The 18,224-nt window shown below is 58.0% G+C and carries 17 protein-coding genes; 3 read left to right on the forward strand and 14 right to left on the reverse strand.

What is annotated here, in order from left to right:
* Nucleotides 1-33: 33 nt before the first annotated feature.
* From AC1DON_RS17270 to AC1DON_RS17280, 3 genes are all read left to right on the forward strand, one after another.
* Nucleotides 34-1,551, forward strand: coding sequence for a Y-family DNA polymerase (locus AC1DON_RS17270; RefSeq protein ID WP_476936057.1), 1,518 nt, complete (start codon nucleotides 34-36; stop codon nucleotides 1,549-1,551).
* On the forward strand, nucleotides 1,548-4,763 hold the full coding sequence (locus AC1DON_RS17275) for an error-prone DNA polymerase (protein WP_476936058.1): 3,216 nt from the start codon (nucleotides 1,548-1,550) through the stop codon (nucleotides 4,761-4,763). The genes AC1DON_RS17270 and AC1DON_RS17275 overlap by 4 nt, the downstream gene beginning before the upstream one ends.
* A 270-nt stretch (nucleotides 4,764-5,033) precedes the next feature.
* Nucleotides 5,034-5,267, forward strand: coding sequence for a GlsB/YeaQ/YmgE family stress response membrane protein (locus AC1DON_RS17280; protein ID WP_476936059.1), 234 nt, complete (start codon nucleotides 5,034-5,036; stop codon nucleotides 5,265-5,267).
* 434 nt (nucleotides 5,268-5,701) lie between these two features.
* On the opposite strand, the gene AC1DON_RS17285 is transcribed toward AC1DON_RS17280, so the two are convergent.
* The 14 genes from AC1DON_RS17285 to AC1DON_RS17350 form a co-directional block, all read right to left on the reverse strand.
* Entirely contained in the window at nucleotides 5,702-6,280 is a 579-nt protein-coding gene (locus tag AC1DON_RS17285) for a hypothetical protein (RefSeq protein WP_476936060.1), read from the reverse strand.
* 955 nt (nucleotides 6,281-7,235) lie between these two features.
* Complete coding sequence (locus tag AC1DON_RS17290) at nucleotides 7,236-7,403, reverse strand: hypothetical protein (RefSeq protein WP_476936061.1); 168 nt, start codon at nucleotides 7,401-7,403, stop codon at nucleotides 7,236-7,238.
* Complete coding sequence (locus AC1DON_RS17295) at nucleotides 7,387-7,707, reverse strand: HGGxSTG domain-containing protein (protein WP_476936192.1); 321 nt, start codon at nucleotides 7,705-7,707, stop codon at nucleotides 7,387-7,389. The genes AC1DON_RS17290 and AC1DON_RS17295 overlap by 17 nt, the downstream gene beginning before the upstream one ends.
* A 2-nt stretch (nucleotides 7,708-7,709) precedes the next feature.
* Nucleotides 7,710-8,036, reverse strand: coding sequence for a hypothetical protein (locus AC1DON_RS17300; protein WP_476936062.1), 327 nt, complete (start codon nucleotides 8,034-8,036; stop codon nucleotides 7,710-7,712).
* 41 nt (nucleotides 8,037-8,077) lie between these two features.
* Nucleotides 8,078-10,819: a hypothetical protein gene (locus AC1DON_RS17305; RefSeq protein ID WP_476936063.1), complete on the reverse strand. Its 2,742-nt coding sequence runs from the start codon at nucleotides 10,817-10,819 to the stop codon at nucleotides 8,078-8,080.
* On the reverse strand, nucleotides 10,812-12,704 hold the full coding sequence (locus AC1DON_RS17310; protein ID WP_476936064.1) for a glycosyl hydrolase 108 family protein: 1,893 nt from the start codon (nucleotides 12,702-12,704) through the stop codon (nucleotides 10,812-10,814). The genes AC1DON_RS17305 and AC1DON_RS17310 overlap by 8 nt, the downstream gene beginning before the upstream one ends.
* Nucleotides 12,697-12,888: a hypothetical protein gene (locus AC1DON_RS17315; RefSeq protein WP_476936065.1), complete on the reverse strand. Its 192-nt coding sequence runs from the start codon at nucleotides 12,886-12,888 to the stop codon at nucleotides 12,697-12,699. Before AC1DON_RS17315 ends, AC1DON_RS17310 begins: the two co-directional genes overlap by 8 nt.
* 439 nt (nucleotides 12,889-13,327) lie before the next feature.
* Complete coding sequence (locus AC1DON_RS17320; protein WP_476936066.1) at nucleotides 13,328-15,037, reverse strand: AAA family ATPase; 1,710 nt, start codon at nucleotides 15,035-15,037, stop codon at nucleotides 13,328-13,330.
* Nucleotides 15,034-15,285, reverse strand: coding sequence for a PC4/YdbC family ssDNA-binding protein (locus tag AC1DON_RS17325; RefSeq protein ID WP_476936067.1), 252 nt, complete (start codon nucleotides 15,283-15,285; stop codon nucleotides 15,034-15,036). The genes AC1DON_RS17320 and AC1DON_RS17325 overlap by 4 nt, the downstream gene beginning before the upstream one ends.
* Complete coding sequence (locus tag AC1DON_RS17330; RefSeq protein WP_476936068.1) at nucleotides 15,278-15,502, reverse strand: hypothetical protein; 225 nt, start codon at nucleotides 15,500-15,502, stop codon at nucleotides 15,278-15,280. Before AC1DON_RS17330 ends, AC1DON_RS17325 begins: the two co-directional genes overlap by 8 nt.
* Nucleotides 15,499-15,675: a hypothetical protein gene (locus tag AC1DON_RS17335; RefSeq protein WP_476936069.1), complete on the reverse strand. Its 177-nt coding sequence runs from the start codon at nucleotides 15,673-15,675 to the stop codon at nucleotides 15,499-15,501. Before AC1DON_RS17335 ends, AC1DON_RS17330 begins: the two co-directional genes overlap by 4 nt.
* Entirely contained in the window at nucleotides 15,668-16,303 is a 636-nt protein-coding gene (locus AC1DON_RS17340; RefSeq protein ID WP_476936070.1) for a hypothetical protein, read from the reverse strand. The genes AC1DON_RS17335 and AC1DON_RS17340 overlap by 8 nt, the downstream gene beginning before the upstream one ends.
* Before the next feature lie 2 nt (nucleotides 16,304-16,305).
* Nucleotides 16,306-16,476 (reverse strand): helix-turn-helix domain-containing protein, encoded by a 171-nt coding sequence (locus AC1DON_RS17345; RefSeq protein ID WP_476936071.1) that lies wholly within the window; start codon nucleotides 16,474-16,476, stop codon nucleotides 16,306-16,308.
* Between the two features lie 104 nt (nucleotides 16,477-16,580).
* Nucleotides 16,581-17,954 carry a hypothetical protein gene (locus AC1DON_RS17350; protein ID WP_476936072.1) on the reverse strand — a complete coding sequence of 458 codons (1,374 nt, stop codon included), beginning with the start codon at nucleotides 17,952-17,954 and terminating at the stop codon, nucleotides 16,581-16,583.
* Between the last annotated feature and the right edge of the window lie 270 nt (nucleotides 17,955-18,224).

Here is an 18,224-nt window from a genome sequence, read left to right on the forward strand (position 1 = left end):
CCGAGTGCGCGGATTTCATTTTGGAAGCATGTGATGAGCAGGGTTTTGTCGCTCTACCTGCCGTATTGGCCGACCGATCGGCTACGGCGGGCTTTGGGACCAGCCGCGCCCGCGCGTGATGTTCCTCTAGTTCTCAAAGGCGTCGAACGCGGCAAGCGTGTTGTCACGGCGGCTGATGACCTGGCACAACAGATCGGTGTTCGTATTGGGATGCCAGTTACCAAGGCGCAAGCCCTGTTCAACGATCTCGTGCTGATGGACGCGGACAAGGACGAGGACCGAGCAGCACTTGAGCGCCTGGCACTGTGGGCGCTAAGACTTTCTCCTGTCGTCTCAGCTGATCCACCGGACGGGCTCGTCATAGACACGGCCGGCGCTGATCACCTTCACGGCGGCGAGAGCCAGACTGTCAGGTATGTTTTGGATCGTCTGCAAGAGACCGGCATTACAGCCGTAGCAGCGCTTGCCGATACATGGGGTGCTGCACATGCACTGGCTCGCTATAGCCGCCGAGACATCACGATAGTCCCACCTGGCGAAACAGCAAATGCGCTCTTACCCTTGCCGGTATCTACCCTGAGGCTTCCCGGCACGCTCGTTGAGACACTACATACGTTGGGCTTTGAGAGGATTTCCGATCTGGCGTCTCAACCCCGCGCGCCCTTGCAATTGCGCTTCGGGCCAGAACTAGGCAGACGGCTTGACCAGGCTTTGGGCCGCGAGAATGAGCCCATCCAGTCCGCGCGTGAGATCGAGTATATCGAAGTGCGGAAGGTTTTTGCCGAGCCTATTGGCGCCCCAGAGACTTTGCGGCGGTACACCCGTAAGCTTGTCGAGCAGTTTTGCGATGCTTTGGAAGTTGCTGGTCTTGGCGCCCGGTTGGTCGATCTGTTGTTTTACCGCGTAGATAATCACGTCGAGTCCGTCCGCATAGGGACTGCAAGGCCATCACGAGACATCAAGCAACTGTCTCGCCTGCTCATCGACAAGATCGAAACCGTCGATCCGGGGTTTGGCGTCGAAGTGATGACGCTCACTGCGACCTTGGCCGAGCCTTTAGAGGCCCATCAGATTGCGTCTGCTTTGACGGAGGACCAGCGGCCAGATGTCATTTCGCTTGTTGATGTCCTTGCTAATCGTTTGGGCGAGCAGGCGGTCTGTAGACCCGTGCCAATCGCCAGTGATCTGCCTGAGCGAAACGTGCGTTGGGCCGGCGCTGAGGTAGCCGTTACACAAACCTGGGCAGATAGCTGGAAACGACCGACACGGCTTCTATCGCCGCCTGAACCTGTGCAGGTAATGGCATTGTTGCCCGACCATCCTCCTGTTGCTTTCACCTGGCGCGGCCAACGCAGGCGCGTTGCGCAAGCCGATGGTCCGGAGCGTGTCTTTGGTGAATGGTGGAAGCGCGATCCCGAATTGGAAAGCGTTCGAGACTACTACTACGTCGTGGACGAGACCGGCAAACGCTACTGGCTGTTTCGCGACGGAGACGGCGAGTACGACGACACGGGGAGCCAGGGCTGGTACATTCATGGCCTGTTCGCATGACCGCCTATGCCGAGCTTCAGGTCACCACCTACTTTTCGTTCCTAAGAGGCGCCTCATCGCCGGATGACTTGTTTGCCACGGCCAAAGCGTTGGGCATAAGCGCGTTAGGGATTGTCGACCGCAATAGCCTCGCTGGGATTGTCCGTGCTTATGTGGCTGCAAAGGAGCACGGCGTCCGACTGATCGTCGGGTGCCGCCTGGACCTGAATGACGGATCTTCAATCCTTGCCTACCCGATGGATAGGGCCGGCTATGGCCGTCTATGTCGCTTGCTTAGCCTTGGCAAATCGCGCGCCGGCAAAGGTGAATGTGATATCGGCTGGGATGACGTCAGGCTCTACGCCGAGGGGCTGATTGCTGTCTTGGTGCCAGTACAGGCCGATGACACAACGGCCCTCCAATTGCGCAAGCTGAAGGAGTTATTTGGAGACCGCGCCTATCTCTCGCTGACGCTGCGGCGACGACCAAACGATCAGGTCCGACTACTTCATTTGTCGAACCAGGCATCAAAGTTCGGCGTTCCAACCATTGTTACGAACGACGTGCTGTTTCACGACCGTTCACGGCGAAAGCTTCAGGACGTGCTCACCTGCGTCAGGCATGGCACGACCATTGATGATGTAGGCTTCAAGCGAGAGCGCCACGCCGATCGATATCTGAAGCCACCCGAGGAAATGGCAAGGCTATTTCCAAAGTACGCCCATGCCCTCCAGCGCACGATCGAGATCATGAACCGGTGTACCTTCTCCCTGAAGGAACTGGATTACCAGTATCCAGAGGAACGGGTGTTGACCGGAATGTCGGCTATGGACGCCTTGAAGCGCTACACATGGGAAGGCGCTAAGGCCCGGTATCCGGAAGGTGTACCGGATGAGGTTATTACCAACCTTAAGCATGAACTGAAGCTGATTGAGGCTCTGGAATATGCGCCGTACTTCCTGACCGTCCACGCCATTGTCCGCTATGCCCGCTCAGTCGGCATCCTCTGCCAGGGACGCGGCTCTGCTGCCAATAGTGCGGTGTGCTACGTCCTTGGCGTTACGTCTATCGATCCCGCGCGCAACAACCTGCTGTTCGAACGTTTCATATCCCAGGAACGCGCCGAGCCTCCCGACATCGATATCGATTTTGAACACGAGCGCCGGGAAGAGGTTATCCAGTGGATTTACAAGACCTACGGCCGGGATAAGGCAGCGCTCACCGCTGTTGTCAGCCGCTATCGCACAAAGGGGGCATTGCGCGACGTAGCCAAGGCACTTGGGCTGCCCGAGGATATGGTCAAGACCATTACCGGTGAGGTCTATGGCTATTGGAAGGAAGGCCTGAGCCTTGAGGAGATTGCGGCCGCCGGCATCAACACCAAAGATCGCCGTATCCGCCTGACGCTGGAACTGGCAGGGCAACTGAAAGGTGCCCCAAGGCACTTGTCGCAGCATCCCGGCGGGTTCGTGCTGACAAACGACCGGCTGGACGAGCTTGTGCCTATCGAGCCAGCACGCATGAAGGACCGGGCCGTCATTGAATGGGACAAGGACGATATCGACGTACTGAAATTCATGAAGGTCGATGTCCTGGCCCTGGGCATGTTGACCTGCATGGCCAAAGCAATCGACCTGCTGCAAGGCCATAAGGATCTAAGCCTGGACCTTGCAACCATTCCTGCCGAGGACCCGCGCACTTACGCCATGATCCGCAAGGCCGATACCCTGGGCACATTCCAGGTCGAGAGCCGGGCGCAAATGTCGATGCTGCCACGGCTCAAGCCCCGCAGCTTCTACGATTTGGTTGTGCAGATTGCCATTGTCCGGCCAGGCCCTATTCAGGGCGATATGGTGCACCCGTACTTGCGGCGCCGGGAGGGCAAGGAACCGGTGACATATCCTTCGCCGGAGCTTGAGCGAGTTCTGTCGAAGACCTTGGGCATCCCATTATTCCAGGAACAGGCCATGCAGGTAGCCATGGTAGCGGCTGGCTTTACTGCAGGCGAGGCGGACCAACTCCGGCGCGCTATGGCGACATTCAAGCACACAGGCGGCGTTGTGAAATTCCGAGAGCGCCTGATCGGCGGGATGCTGGCGAACGACTACACCTTGAACGACGCAGAGCGGATTTGTGACCAGTTGGAAGGTTTTGGCTCCTACGGCTTCCCAGAGTCCCACAGCGCCTCATTCGCTCTGATCGCCTATGCGTCCTGCTGGATTAAATGTTGGCACCCTGACGCCTTCTGTTGCGCCCTGCTGAATAGCCAGCCGATGGGCTTCTACGCTCCGGCGCAGATCGTTCGAGACGCCCGCGAGCATAATGTGGAGGTGCGGCCTGTCTGTATCAATTCGTCCCGCTGGGACTGCACATTGGAACCGACACAGCATGAAGGGCGGTTTGCGGTCAGGTTGGGCTTTCGGATGGTGAAGGGCCTCAATAACGCGCACTTGGCAGCGATTGTCGCCGCGCGCATGAACCGGCCCTTCGTATCGATTGACGACCTATGGCGCCGGTCAAAAGTGCCAACCGCCACCCTTTTAAAGTTGGCCGACGCTGACGCCTTCCTGCCATCGCTGAAATTGCCGAGGCGTGACGCTAAATGGGCGATTAAAGCCCTGAGAGACGAGCCTTTGCCGCTATTCGCTTCATTGGCTGACAAGCTGGATGAGCCGGTGCCGGAGTTCGAAGAGGCCGCGGTGCAGCTACGGGCAATGACCAAGGGCGGCAATGTCGTCCAGGACTACAACCATATTGGTCTGACGCTCCGGGATCATCCGGTGTCCTTCCTGCGTAGCGATCTGGCGAGCCGTAGCATATTGTCGTGCCGCCAGGCGAACGAGTCGAAGGATGGCAAGTACGTCCAGGCTGCCGGCATGGTGTTGGTCAGGCAGCGCCCCGGCTCTGCATCCGGCGTCGTCTTCGTAACCGTAGAAGACGAAACCGGCGTCTTGAATGTCATTGTCTGGCCTAAGGTGTTCGAGCAGTTTCGGCGCGCCGTTCTGGGAAGCACGCTCATGCTCATCACGGGCTACCTGCAGCGGGAGGGCGAGGTAGTTCACCTGATTGCCCGGAGCATTGTCGATATCTCTCATGAGCTATCTTCCATTGGGGACAGGGACGAGTCCGTAGACGTGCGCCTAAGCCGCGCGGATGAGTTCAAATATGGACCGAAGGGTAGCGATAGGCGAGCACCGGAGATGCCCCTGCAAAAGGCCAGGAACTTCCACTAATGACCAGCCAGCTACAAGACCCGGAGGTAGAGCGCCTTATCAATGCTTTACTCGACAAGTGGCGCGCGAATGATAGCTTGAGCACGAGCCGACTCGGCGCAAGGCGGCCGATGGCGGGTAATGCCATAGCTCGCGTTTTGCGAAGGTTTTATCATTGCAGCCTCATACGCCATTAAAACAATACGCACGCTGCCGTACTGTATGGGTCACCAGCCCATGAGGGCGGGAACAGAGGATCGTGAAATGCCAGAAACTCAAGTTGGATGGCTTATGGCCATCGTCGTAGGCGCGGTCGCCGGTTGGCTCGCTGAAATGGTAATGAAGTCCAATCAAGGGCTTCTGATGAACATCGTCCTAGGTGTTGCCGGCGCCATTCTGGCCAACCTTGCGCTCTCTATGATGGGTGTCGCCCTGGGTGGCGTCCTTGGCTACCTCATCGCCGGTTTCCTGGGTGCCTGTGTGCTGATCGCCTTGGGTCGCATGTTGCGACGCCGAAGCGTCTAAATTCAGTTTTGATAGCCTAGACAAAATAAGCGCCCGCTATGGGCGCTTATTTTTTTGCCGGTCCCCTACTTACATCAACCAGCGGCCCAGATCGCCCCAGGGCAAGTCCGGACCGCCAGTGACGGAGCGTTATGGAACGCCTGCACACATTGGGCGGTTGCCGATAAGATCGCGATACGGAGCTGTCGGCAAGACGTGAGGTTCTCGTCTACGCCCGGTCCTGCCGCCAGCGGTGCGATGAAAATCATAGCAGCGAGCTCCGGCGAAATTTAGTGGTACGCCTGAGCAAAAATCACGCCTCCAAGCTGCCCGTTTGAAGGACCACCTGGTAATAACGCAATGCACAATTGTATGTGCGGACGGCCTTGTTCGATGAATGTCTGCTTCGGGGAACGTTCGATAATACCGGCCCGGATGTCTCCTTTTGGCGTTTACTAGTCTAAGGTACGAGCGAAAACTGAGGCACTAGCGAAAGCTGACTTTACAAGGTCAGTGTCTAAGGGCCCTATTCCAAAGCCAGGGAAAGAGAAGCTCAAGCGTGCCGCCTCATTAAGGCGGGCCGCAACCACGCCGGCTTGCCTACAGGCTGCCAAATTTGCGTCTGGTGGCGAACCGTTGCTTGAGTTGCGTCGTTTTAAGCTTTTGAATCCGTCGTAAAAAGAGATAAATACCTGCTTTCTAGCGTCCAAATATCCAGAAATGGGCTCAAGCTCTTCGACGACGTCATCGATGAGTTTTCCCTCGGTAATCGCACCGAGGTTGAAAAGCCAAGTTGAGGCAAGCCTGAGAGCACCATCAAACTTCCTATCTTGATCGGAAACGATCTCAACGGACGCGCAGCAGCTAGTGTCGTAGATTGTCACCCATGCGTCTTCAAACTCGATCGGGCCAAGAAAACCATCTTCAATACGAACGATAGCCTCCCCGCCAGGAGGTATTTCAAATTGGTTGCACATCGGCTCCATGAAGACGGTAAGCGGACGGTCGAAGTTGTTTTTGATCGGAAGTCGCATAGTTCGTCCCGTGTGCGTAATTCACTATGGATCCACTGGAGGACGAAACGCAATGGCAGCTATTACCCGGGGATCGCGGATAGCACCCCCAACATTTCCTAGCACGCCGCAGCCCTCACACCTTAGCAATAGTTAGCATTTGGACCTTATCAAGACTTATCGCACCAAGCCCAAGTATCCGGTCTAAAACTGTCCACTTTAGACCCCTCGCAATCGGACTCAGGAAGGCGCACACGGCCATCTCGCGCCATTCCAGCACCACAAGGGCGGAAACCGCGACTTTCGCCTGTACGGACTCGTATGAGTCAGGAAACGGCATGTGCAGATTTTGGCACCCTTTGAAATCCGTTGATTGTTTTTCGACCGGCAGGCCGGGGACGGGCCACAACCTCGACATTTGTTGACATTCACGAGGCGGGCTTAATACGCGCGCGCGGAATGTTCGGCCATTACAGACCGTCATTGTTTTTAATCCTGCCTCCCAGTGAGGGTGCAGATCGGCGGCGACCAGTAACCGCTCGCGCACACGCGCGGGGAATTGTCACCGCTGCCCTTTTTCGGGGTCGCATAATTCAGGACCTCACGCGCGCGGAGTTCACGGACGCTCTTTTTATGGGCTCCGAAAACTCACCAACGCCGCCCTTTTATGGACTAAAGAAACTCGGCACGCTCCCTTTTTACCGTGTCAAGAAACTCGGCGCGCCCTTAGGATTTCTTAGTACTTTCGCCACACCGCCGGATGCCTGGCTTACCGTCTAAACCGATCTACTTTAGACACGGACGCAGGCGCTTGTGATGCCTCGCGTGCGCGCGCGGAATTGGCGGAGGTCACCTTTTTACCGTGTCAGATAATTCCCACGGGGGACCTTTTACCGTGTTACGAAATTACCAGCCTTGGCCCCTTTTATCGTGTGGGAAAATTCGGTCGAGAGACCCTTTTACCGTTCCGAAAAATTCAATCTCCGAAGTCGGCCAGGGCACTAATTGCCTTCACGTACAGCGACGGGTGATGCTGACGCACGAGGCTGATGATCCGCGGCCCTTCGCGTTCGAACAATTCTTCAAACTCCTCCATGGTTGCGGGCACATCAGGGCGCGCCACAGGCTTAGGCTTCCTCGACATGGGCAATCACCTTTCTTACCAGCGCTTTGAATAGTCGCTTGCCCCGGATCACCTCGCGTGACCGCAGGCCGTGCTTGTATTGTCCGTTTTGCTTTCCGGTCTTCCCGCCTGAGTTCTTGCCGCCATGCAGACGGCAACGCCGCTTTCCGTGGATCGCGGGCGCCTGGCAGGGGAGGCCTTGACGGTTCTTGGCTCCACACCGGCAGGCGGCCCGCAATCTCAGGACCGGGGAGGGGTTCATGGCATCGGCGTCGATAAGTGCCCCGGAGAGGGAAACTGTGGGTTCATTGGCTACCCGATCCATTTTCAGCACGCCCCATCCGGTTCGGCGCTCATCAAGCCATAAGTGTCTAACACGCCGACAGCAAAGACCCCGAAGGCATCCCTTACCAGGCCATGCGGTTGCAAGGCGAGTTCGGCCAGGGCTTCAAGCATCTGCACGATACCGCTCAATGTCGAGACGGCGCTGTTTATGCCTTCGTCGCTCAGGTCTATGCGAGTGAGCAGCGAGAGCATTGCCGCGTCAAAGCCCATTCCCTGCATTGCTGGAATGACAACCGAACTGTACGTCTCCGCCCGGTCTTCAGGCGCGACACGTCGAAGGCCCAGCGTCATCATGAGCAGTGTTTTCATGACATCGGCAGTCCGTACCGATTGTGTGTGTAGTGCCTGGGTCATTGGTCACCCTTCGTAAGCATGGGCTTTGCGGGTTTGCGGTTCTTGTCGGAGTAGCTGTTGAGTAATCCTTTGGCATTGGACGCAGCCGCAGAACCCGCAACCGTTTTGACAGCCACAGGCGCGACAGCCTTCGCAGCCTTGGAAACGCGTGTCAGGATCGTTTTCAAGCGGCTGTCGGGCATGGCATTGATTTGCGCAATGGTGACATCGCCGCGTTCAAGCATGAGCCGTGCATAGGCTTCCAACGTCGGCTTGCCCCTCAACATCCGGGTTTTGTACCAGACCTGCCGCGCAGGATCGGCCACCATCTCAACGAGACTGGACATCAGTCCAGCGCGGCTTGTCGGTAGCTTCGGGTTCTTGCTGCCAGTAGCTTCCGCCAGCATTTCGCTTTCAATGTCCGGTGTGCTGCCGCGTGATTGCCGGGGCATCATCCGCGTTGCGTTATTCCTTATCTCCACTGCGTTCAAAATGTCGCCGTGCAGCTTGGTGCCGACATCAGGCCCCAGATGTTCCGCAGCGATTGCCAATTTGTCACGAACGGCGGGCGAGTTCATCGAGTCGAGGAACGCCTTAGGCCCACCAGTACGCGAGGCCATTTTCTTATCGAAGTCAGCCAGGAGGCCCGCGAGGTTCGCTTCCTTTTCAGGGCCAGACAGACCGGCCACGTACTGACGATAGGAGTTTGCCGACGCCCCGCTGAATTGCCGCGCCGAACTGTCAAACGCGGTCCTGTTCCGCAAGTAGTCGCTGGCTGTGTCGAGCGCCTTCGCATAGGACGGGTTCAGGCTGCGCAGTTCGCCAACCAGATCGGAACGCGCGGCATCAAGGTCAGAGGCCGTTTCGTTCCGGCCACGTGCCCGCGCATCGCGCACAGCGTCGTCAAGGTAGCGCTTGGTCTTGTCCAGGCGCTCCATTGTGGGGATACGCTCCTCCACCACCGCAGGGGAAAGGCCGTCTTGGCGACCGTCCGCGAAGTCCTGAAGGTTGCGCATTGCCGCGTCATCATCGGCCAGGGCTTGAGCTGTCTGGCGAGGTGTGGCGCCACCAGGCACGCCCATCTCGCCCATGCGCTGATCAAGGCCTTCAAGGTATTGCGCCCGCGTCGGGTCGCCATCAGCCTGCATGGACCGCATAGGCTTGCCGCGTGCCTCGTTGCGCAGTGCGTCGAGCAATTCGCGTTGTGTGGGGACAGATCGAAAATAGCCTTCCTCCCACGCCCTGACGGCAGCATCATCGAGCGACATTCCCGTGTCGCGCGTCAGACGCTTCAACTTCCCTACACCTGGATTGAACAGCATCCGATCAGCATCGAAGGCCTGCAGGTCGCCAGTCTTGTCAGCAATGCCCCCCATTTCGGCCAGGGTATCAGACAGCGACGCGCCCGCCTCACGATTGGCACGGCGCACACCGCCGCCACGAAGCGCTTGAATGTCGTCAATGTAGGCCGCCGCATCGCCTGTAGGCGCACCCGTGGGCAGGCTATCCGGCAGGGCAATCGTTTCCTGTAGTGCGTACGGATCGCGGCCACGGTTCAGGATGCCCCTTGTTGCCGTTCTCATTGAGGCCTGAACATCAGGTCGCTGCAGCACGCCGCGTAGCACAGGACTGTCTACCGGGACCTTGTACGCTTCATCATAGAGCGGCTGCGCTGCCTTTTGGCCCCGAACCGTCGCGGCGTCTAAGTTGGCTTCTGCCGCCTCTGGGATTATGCCGGTGCGGGCTTCTGCCGCACGGTTGATCCTGGCCGGGGTATTGGCGATGCGCTCAGACATCCTTCCCGTCACCTGGGAGCGCAAGCCTAAATCCTCCATCTCGCCTAGACGCCTTACGCGCTTGATGCCGCGCTCGCCTACAGCTTCCGCGAACGAAAGTTGAGGGTTGCGGGCCAGAGCTTCGGCGGCTTGGGGGCCAGCCTTGCGCAGATCCTTTTGGGCCATTTTTAAAGCCGCGCTTTCGGGCTTACCAAGCACACGCGGCGATTTCCCCATTTCTGCGCTACGCTGTGCGGCTTCGCTCAACACTCTTGCCGGATCAGCTATCCTGACCTTGGACGGATCGACGCGTGCGCCATTGCTCACGAGCTTTCCACCCCGTGCGAGCATCCCAGCGCCTTCCGCACCTTCGCTCACGCCTCGCGCCAACAGGCCAGCCTTGCCAGCACCGCCGCCACCGCCACCAATCGCCATAGAGCCCACATTCATAATGGCCTCTGTAATTTGGCGGTTTGCCTCGCGACCTTCAGGGCTCGATTTCTTGACCGGGCCTATGGTTGGAACCAGAGCCAGCAGGCCAAGTTGAGGCTTTGTCACGTTCGACAAATTGAACTGAACACCGGCATCATACATGAGATCGGAGTACGGACGGGATGCAGCCTTGAGCGGCGCCGTGAGCACCGGAGCAGTCGCAGCGCCCACGGCGGTCAGGGCGGTTAATGCCTGATCAGCTGGATAGCGCAGGGCATCCGAGACGCGTCCACCGATGTTATTGGTTCGCTCATTCTTGGCGCGGCGGGCCTCGACACGGTTTTGCTGTTCGGTAAAGGCGTCCATCGACTCCTTAATTCCGGCCTTGTAGTCATCCAGCAGCGTTGGCTTCTTTACCGTGGCCTTGGCTTTCGCGATTGGCACAACGGCATCCGCTTCCCACGGCTTTGCCGACGTGCGACGCGCAGACTCTTGAGCAGGACGAGAGCCGCCGACCGGGACAACGGGGTCATTTTCCCAGGGATTAGCCACCTTTGCGCCTCCGTTGGCCGTCTGGGCTTATGTAGAAAGTGCCGGGCTTGAGGTTGTTATAAGCCGCCTCACTATTCACGATCAGTGGGTTATCTTCGGAGCCATAGGCGGCGCCTGGCTTAAACGCGTGACGGTAGGCTGCGCGCTGCGCAGGGTTCATGTTCGCGCCGTTTTGCGGGGAACCAGTCTCCGAGCCGTTGCCCCGCTGTCCGAGGGGCGCATAACCGTTGTCCTCTCCGTAAGTGGACTCAAACTGAGCGATCTCGTTTTCGTACTCGCGACGCAACTGGTGTAATTTTGTAATTGCCACGTCCGCGCGATCCGTCGTGTTTGGAACATATGGCTTCAAGCGCTTCACTTCCGTGACGGTCTGAGAGGCGCCCGCCCGGTCATGAATGACACGGCCACCGATGTTGGAAACGGCGGCGCGGACCTTTACTCCGTCTGTATCAAAGCGTTGCCGGACTTCGTCTCCCAGATAGTTCGCGCCACCCATTGCCTCGGGGTTCGCGCGGATCATTTCAATTGCCTGATCGATCCCGGTAATCGCCGCCTGGTTCGCTTGAAAGCCTGCTTGTGCCTTAACGGGTACTTTCTTTGCTGCAGGCTTGGCGCCTGAAATCACGTCAACCTTGCCGTCAGGTGAAATCTGCGCAGGCGTGCTTGCGTCGATTCCATAAGCTGCCTTTTCCTCCGGTGTCATGAGGCGCGTTTGCTGCTTGCTACCTTGTGATGTGAACACGGCGCGCGCACCACCACCACCGGAAACAGCGCCCGAGCCACCACCGCCAATGAACTGACCGAGCGCCTGATTACGACGCAGCCACGTAGGCAATGCGCCCGCGCGTTCAGGATTGGCTTGCGCAATGGCGCGATACTTTTGCTCCCGCAGTTGCAGATACCTTTGCGGATCACCGCCGGATTGCTGCAGAAGGCCTTGGGCCGCACCCACGCCCATATTAACAGCCGTGTCGAAATGGACGGCCTGGAGCGCTGGGGGCAGGTTCGCCGCGCCCGAGGCGTCCCAATATCGTTGCTTGTAAACCTCACGGGCCGCGCCTGGCGTCAGGCTGGCAACATTCACGTCCGGGTTGGCTTTCTGGTTAATGCCGAAGTTGGCCGGCGCACCGTTGCCATCCGAGGACGTGTAACCACCTTCCTGCGGCGCAATAAAGCCGTCATAGATCGCATCAAAGCCGCTACGCCCGGCATCACCGGCACCAGCCGCACCACCTCCACCGCCATACGACGACAGGAGGCCAGAGCCACCCGAGATGCCACCGGTCTTCGGTAGTTGAACAACCGTCTCTGACCCGTCTGCGTTTTTCAGGTTCTGATACTGAACCGCGTCCGCTTCGCGCAAGGTTTGGAGTGAACCGGACTCTTTATCGAAGGCGCCGACGAAGCCGGTGCCTGTCGTGGCAAGCTGATATTCCTTGGCTTTCCGTCCGAGCGCCGTGGTCAATGCCGAGAGGTTTTCGTCGCTCTTGTCTGCTTGCCGCATTTGATCCAGCAGAAGGACGCTGAAGCCCATCTGCGTTAACGCCGGAGCCAGGACGTTATCAAATGCCTCCTGCCGCCTCTCGTACTGAACACGCTTGAGGCTTTCCGTCATGTTCAGCATCTGATTCAGATACTCAGAATGGACTTTGCGCTGCGCCTCTTCCTGCCTCACCTTCAGTTCGCCGGCATTGACGTTGTAGTCCTGAAGCGAGCGCGCACCGTCGAAATCACCGGCCTGCATCAGCAAGCCCGATGCCTTTTCCGGGTCCTTGCCATACTGCGCCAGGATGCCGTCGCGGGCCTGCTGCGTGCGGTGAGAACGGCCAAGCTCAAAGCCTTTTGCCGCATAGTCGAGCAAGTTCGGAGTGCGGATTTCAGACATTGGGCCAATCCAAAAAAGTGAAGGATAATTCTGGCTTTTGCAGACCAAGATCACCACTGCCGCTGCCGCTGCCGCTGCCGACATGCGGACGCACTGCGGCATGGTTGGCAATGGCGTTAAGTTCGGAGGGGTTGAGCGTGCCCTTGAGGCAGCTTTTTAAGGGGGTGTTTTGGTGCAAATCCATGGAAGAAATATACCATTCGGAGGAGCTGCAACCCATTTAAATATATGGAAAAGTATGGAACGTTAGGCTTTCCATTTTCTCTTTGGCCGAGGCACCTTCAGACCCGCCCACACAAGCGCCTTATGGACTGTGCGAGATCCCGCCCACACCTCCCTTTTTGCGCACTCTTTGGATATTTCCCCCAAGACGTAAGACTGTTTTTCATTAGGCAGCCCGTCAGGGTACACCTCCCGAACCACACGAACGACTTCGCCCCATAAGGCCGTTGCGCCGCTCGGGTCGCTGTATTGTGGACCGGGAAGGCTAATGCCGAGGTTGCGGGCTTCTGCAAAGTCGTCAGACAGCGCCGCAAACTCTGCTGCGAGCAACGCCAGTCGCCGACTGATACGAGAGGCAACCTCGCGCTTATGCTCGAATGATGGGCCAGACACATCGACGGTCATGCCGCACCACCCAGATATTCCACCACCTTACCTGCACCACCACCACCCCCCTTATAAAAAGGGGGGGTGGTGGAGCACGAAGGTTGCTCCACTGCTCCACTTTGCACCACCGCAGTTGATGAACGTGGAGCACCTGCCGTGTAGTAATCCTTTGCGACGCGGCGGGCGTCGTTCCGCTTAACCCGGGCAAGGTGTCCCGCGGCTTCCCATGCTTTCAACAGATGTCGGATTTGTTGCTTTGCGCGTGGCAGTTCCAGCCCTAGAGCATCCGCTACCGTATGACCGAGCCAGAACGGGGACTGATAGTCGCAACGCCCCTGATCTTCGGAAAGGGAGGACATGGCCGCGATAACCTTGGCAACGTCATCCAACTTGATAGGAGCCTCGGCAGGCCAATCCCACGAGGTGACGACGCCAACGTTATCGCCGTTGCCAAGATCGACCGAGACGAAGCGATACCACTCAGAACCGCGATTTGCGGGCGCAAGGTTTGCCTTGCCATTGTTGACGCGGAAGTACGGCCAGGCGGCATCGACACCGGCTTTAGCCGCTTCATCGTCCGTCATGGCGTTGAGGACACGGCCAGAGCGCACAGCACCGACGAGAGCCACAGCGCCCCGGCTGTCCTCCATCGTGGTTGCTACGCCCGCTTGCCCCTTCTTGACGTGGTGGACAAGTTCAACCGTACACCCGGTCGCGTCTGCGATCCTGGCCCAGGCCTTCACCACCGCATCAATCGCGCCGTTGTCGTTTTCGCTCACACGGTGCGACGATACGAAAGGGTCAACGATAACCGCGCCAATACCTTGCTCCGTTATCACCCGGCAGAGCTTCGACACGAGAGCTTCATTCACCACCGCGCCGTCACGGCTTTGACTGCCGAGGATGATTTCAGCATCACGGCCAGAGCCGATCATGAGCCAGCCTTCCAGATCGCCCGGCCTCAGACCGTAGTGAAGGCAGGTCGCCGCAATACGCCTTTGGGTTTCCTCTAGGGGGTCCTCAAGATTGATATACCAAGTCTTGACGCGCTCTTCGGGCACGATGCCCAGCAGACCGCGACCAGATGCCAGCACAAGCGCCTCTGTAAGAGCGAGGGCAGACTTACCGGAGCCGCCGGGAGCGACGGTGGCGGAGACGAAGCGCCGAATGTAATGCTTGCCGTAGAGCCATTGCCGAGGCGGCAGCGTGGAAGGATCGACCCACGACCAGCGCGTCAGGGGAAGGGAGGTCCCCTTGTCATGGCGAGAGGCTAGAGCCTGAAGTTCGGCCAGGATCGGCTCCGGGTCATAGTTGTCCCGAATGGCAATGGAGAGATCGGCAGAAAGCGCTTGTTGATGCCGACGGCGCGCCGCAGCTTCAACAAGTTGGATCATGGGCTTGACGCGCGTTGGTGTTCCGCATTTTGCGCCTAGGTTTTCGAGGGTAGCCTTTCCACCGTAATCAAGAAACTCCTTCATCTCTCCGTGCGTTAGGCGTGCGCCGACAGCCTCGGGGAGCGGTTCACCCCCCTCCGCATCGATAGTCAGCAGGGCACGCCAGATAACTTGGTGCACCCCATAATAGTGCGCCTCGGGTGGCAGGGAGCGAGCGAGGGGGCGGACATCCGAATAGACCATGAAGAGGCCAATTAATTCTTCACTGGCATCCGCTGCGGTCAGGTGTTCGCCCGGTTCGGTCTGTGGAAGGATGGCGAGGGCGTTCATTCGGCGCCCCCGTCGATCAAGCCGAGGTCGCGCGCCTGCGCTTCTGCCTTCTGCAGAAGTACAATTAGCGCCGGAAGCAATGCCACTTTGACGGAGATACCTTTCGCAGTGGCCTTCGCGTCGTCGCCTGCGTAAATGCGGGCATCAAGAAGCTTATGGCCCTTAACCGTGAGCGAGACGCGAACAACCTCTCGGCTATTCTTCTGGATATCGCCCAGGATGACGGGCAGGGATGGGGCCTTACTCATGTGCCGCACTCCCCACCATCGCCTTAGCGGCCTGCAGCAGTTCAATCAGGGCATCCAGATCAGCTACCGGGACCGGCAGGCCAATTTTGGTTCCCGTGTACAGACCCGTAGAGGTCAAACGCTCGTAGTGCCGAATATCCACGATGGAGCAGGCGTCGTTCACAATCACACGGGTTTCCACCTTGATGCCCGTGTTCAGCTTTCCAATTAGGCTCATGTGCGCACCGCCTTTGCAGCGCGTGCCGCTGAAAGGTGGACGACGGCGCCCATATTGAGGAGTGCGCGCGTCTCGGGTTCATCGTGGGAACCGGCCAGGCGCATCAGGGTCAAAGCTTGGCGGGTATGGTTGGCGATCGACGCGCCGGGGAGGGGGGAAAGGACACTACGCATTAAGGCGCCCTTCCATGACCAAGCGGTCGAAGATCGCCATTGCCAGCGCTTCAATCGGGCGTTTGCCCTGCTCGAGCAGTTCGCCGGCTTCTTTGAAGGCGGCAGCCCACAGGCCCTCTTCGTCGGCAGGCTTCGGTTTTTTGTACTTTGCGGCTTCAGCTTCGATCTGATCAGCAGGCGTTAACTCCCACATGATCGACTTCGCACCGCGCAGGCCGTCACCACGCTTGCCGCTGTCGCGGACAAGGCCATGGCGGGCCAGTTCGGACAAGCGAGGGCGGACCGAGGGTACAGCGGCTTGATATTCGGATGCCGGGATGAAGCCCTTCGACACCATTATGAGCGTCACGCCTTCAGCAGAGATCGCAAGTCCGCACTCGTTCATGATCGCAAGAACGCGTTCGCGCTGCGTCTTGGCCGTCTTGGTTGCCATCGCGGCAGCGTCACGGCTGGTTTCGCCGGTCGCGTTAGCACGGTAGCGGACGGGAAAATCCAAATTCGGAGATTGCGAGCGGAGAGGGGATTTGCTATCTTCTGAACCGTCAGCGCCACCAAGCATCGACATATCAGAAGCGCCGCTTTCCACCTTGCCAGAGGTGGGGCGGCGTTCGTCGTTGTACTTGTCCATGTTTATTGCGCAGCCTCCGTGATGAGACGTTGCGCTTCGGACGAGGGAATAAGAGTCCGGCCCGCGATCTTGACCGGCTTCAACTTGCCATCCTTGATCAGTTCGTAAATGGACGTGCGACTAAGACCTACGGCCTTGGCGAAGTCATTAATGCGGTAGGAAATTGGCTGCATGTGCAGGCTCCATATTGTCGGAGCCTGTTAAGTACACTCACAAACGAGCGCGGACTAAAGAAGTAACTTCGCTTTGCGCGAAGAAACTTCGCGAAGTAAGCAAGTTAGGACGCAGGATTCAACTGTCTCCAATTTGCTCCGATTTGCAGATGGGTCCAACCGCCAAATCCGCCCTCCTGCGCCATATCGGCTAACGCTCGGTATGACTTCCGCATATCCTCGATGCCGGATCGTAGAAATGCCTCTTCGCGAACATCTTGCCGAAGCAGCCATGACGACTTTGACTCATATTCTTTACGATGCCACGAGGGCTTGTCACCCGTCCCAGTGCGATCTTGATGTAAAATCAGATGCGCACCGCCTTCAACGGCGTCTCTCTCGGAGCTCACGGCAGGCGTTGGAAATGCCGACATCACCTTCTGTCGATCAAATGAGACCGCCGTAATATCGGCCTGTGTCACTTTTTCGCCTGGGCCGATTTGGCTCATAGCTCCGATAAATTCGCCCGCAGTCCCTCCGCAAAAATGTCGGCCAACTGCATCAACTCCGGTGAGTGATTTAGAATGACTTTCGCCAAGAAACCTTCCCGTGGCGCCTAAATCCACTTCATTAAGCAGCGCGTCGAGCAGTTGCCGTGAAGGAAGATATGCAGACGCGTCATTGCTTTCATCGAGGTATCGGATGTCGATCAATGCTGTTGGCGCAGATACAAAGGCCGCGGTAAGCGAATGGCCTGCTTTCCAGTCGACGACAATTTCTGCGACTTGCCGGAGATCTCGATATGCGACCCACCCAACTGTAGCGAGGACGTCCCAGAGCTTTCGATTGTGTAGGCGCTCGACTTCTTGTTCGATCATGCTCAGACGTTCATCGGCAGCAAGAGCTAACGCCGTCGGGGGGTAGTCCCGCGTTAACGACTGGCGAGCCTTCTCGATGTCGGACTCTGAAACCATCAGAGTTTTGCCATAGAGGCGGTCGTCCGATCCGCCATTAGTCTCATTGAGACTTACTGCGCCGGTCATCCAGGAATTGTATGGCGTGAGGGCCACGTCCTCGCTCGCAGTTTGGCCATAGGTCCCGCCGGGCCGGGTATCCGCAACGCGAAACTCTTCGGGTAAAAGGTATCGTTCCGTTCCTACGTCGGGCTGATGCCAGACCTTGATGTCGTTTCTCAAAAATAACCGATGAACGGCCACTGCGCCGGCAATAGACAACTTCTCGTCTCTTATGCGCCACAGTTCGGATATGTAATGCGACCTGACCTTTTCAGCGATGCCGGGCTCACGTCCAGCGCCTTCGGTTTCAGCGCGTTGTTCCAAGGTAGTTTCCAGCTTCTTGATGTCGAAGCCAGTTAATTCCTTTATGCGCCCGTTGACATCCCGACTTCGGTTGAGAGTTTCAACGGCGAACTTCCACACCTCGTCCGCCCTTACGTATCCCTTCAGGACGCCTTGCCGCTCAATTTCTCTGACTGCCATGGCGGAAAGCTACACCCATTCGCCGTGAACAAAAAGGGAAAATCATTCACGGCTGACCGCAGTTGTGCGCTACCATTCGACCAGGATTGATTCGAGCTGGAGGGATGATGCATATCGATAATAGGCCGGAGGCACCAACTCACCGGTGTTTCACTTGTGGTGGCGCGTACAAGTTCGCCTTTGGCCGGTACACCGGCTATCCATTGCGGGGATACGACATCACCGTGTGCCACCCCTGCTATTCGAGCAGCGAAGACGGTTGGGGGCCGA

The organism is Asticcacaulis sp. P4_H10 (genome assembly GCF_056400965.1).

Excerpts from the sequence above, each read along its gene's own strand:
- AC1DON_RS17270 (WP_476936057.1), top strand. The coding sequence starts at position 34 with ATGAGCAGGGTTTTGTCGCTCTACCTGCCGTATTGGCCGACCGATCGG.
- AC1DON_RS17320 (WP_476936066.1), bottom strand. The coding sequence starts at position 15,037 with ATGAACGCCCTCGCCATCCTTCCACAGACCGAACCGGGCGAACACCTG.
- AC1DON_RS17280 (WP_476936059.1), top strand. The coding sequence starts at position 5,034 with ATGGCCATCGTCGTAGGCGCGGTCGCCGGTTGGCTCGCTGAAATGGTA.
- AC1DON_RS17335 (WP_476936069.1), bottom strand. The coding sequence starts at position 15,675 with ATGCGTAGTGTCCTTTCCCCCCTCCCCGGCGCGTCGATCGCCAACCAT.
- AC1DON_RS17345 (WP_476936071.1), bottom strand. The coding sequence starts at position 16,476 with ATGCAGCCAATTTCCTACCGCATTAATGACTTCGCCAAGGCCGTAGGT.
- AC1DON_RS17310 (WP_476936064.1), bottom strand. The coding sequence starts at position 12,704 with ATGTCTGAAATCCGCACTCCGAACTTGCTCGACTATGCGGCAAAAGGC.
- AC1DON_RS17275 (WP_476936058.1), top strand. The coding sequence starts at position 1,548 with ATGACCGCCTATGCCGAGCTTCAGGTCACCACCTACTTTTCGTTCCTA.
- AC1DON_RS17330 (WP_476936068.1), bottom strand. The coding sequence starts at position 15,502 with ATGAGCCTAATTGGAAAGCTGAACACGGGCATCAAGGTGGAAACCCGT.
- AC1DON_RS17315 (WP_476936065.1), bottom strand. The coding sequence starts at position 12,888 with ATGGATTTGCACCAAAACACCCCCTTAAAAAGCTGCCTCAAGGGCACG.
- AC1DON_RS17285 (WP_476936060.1), bottom strand. The coding sequence starts at position 6,280 with ATGCGACTTCCGATCAAAAACAACTTCGACCGTCCGCTTACCGTCTTC.
- AC1DON_RS17350 (WP_476936072.1), bottom strand. The coding sequence starts at position 17,954 with ATGGCAGTCAGAGAAATTGAGCGGCAAGGCGTCCTGAAGGGATACGTA.
- AC1DON_RS17295 (WP_476936192.1), bottom strand. The coding sequence starts at position 7,707 with ATGGATCGGGTAGCCAATGAACCCACAGTTTCCCTCTCCGGGGCACTT.
- AC1DON_RS17300 (WP_476936062.1), bottom strand. The coding sequence starts at position 8,036 with ATGAAAACACTGCTCATGATGACGCTGGGCCTTCGACGTGTCGCGCCT.
- AC1DON_RS17325 (WP_476936067.1), bottom strand. The coding sequence starts at position 15,285 with ATGAGTAAGGCCCCATCCCTGCCCGTCATCCTGGGCGATATCCAGAAG.
- AC1DON_RS17340 (WP_476936070.1), bottom strand. The coding sequence starts at position 16,303 with ATGGACAAGTACAACGACGAACGCCGCCCCACCTCTGGCAAGGTGGAA.
- AC1DON_RS17290 (WP_476936061.1), bottom strand. The coding sequence starts at position 7,403 with ATGTCGAGGAAGCCTAAGCCTGTGGCGCGCCCTGATGTGCCCGCAACC.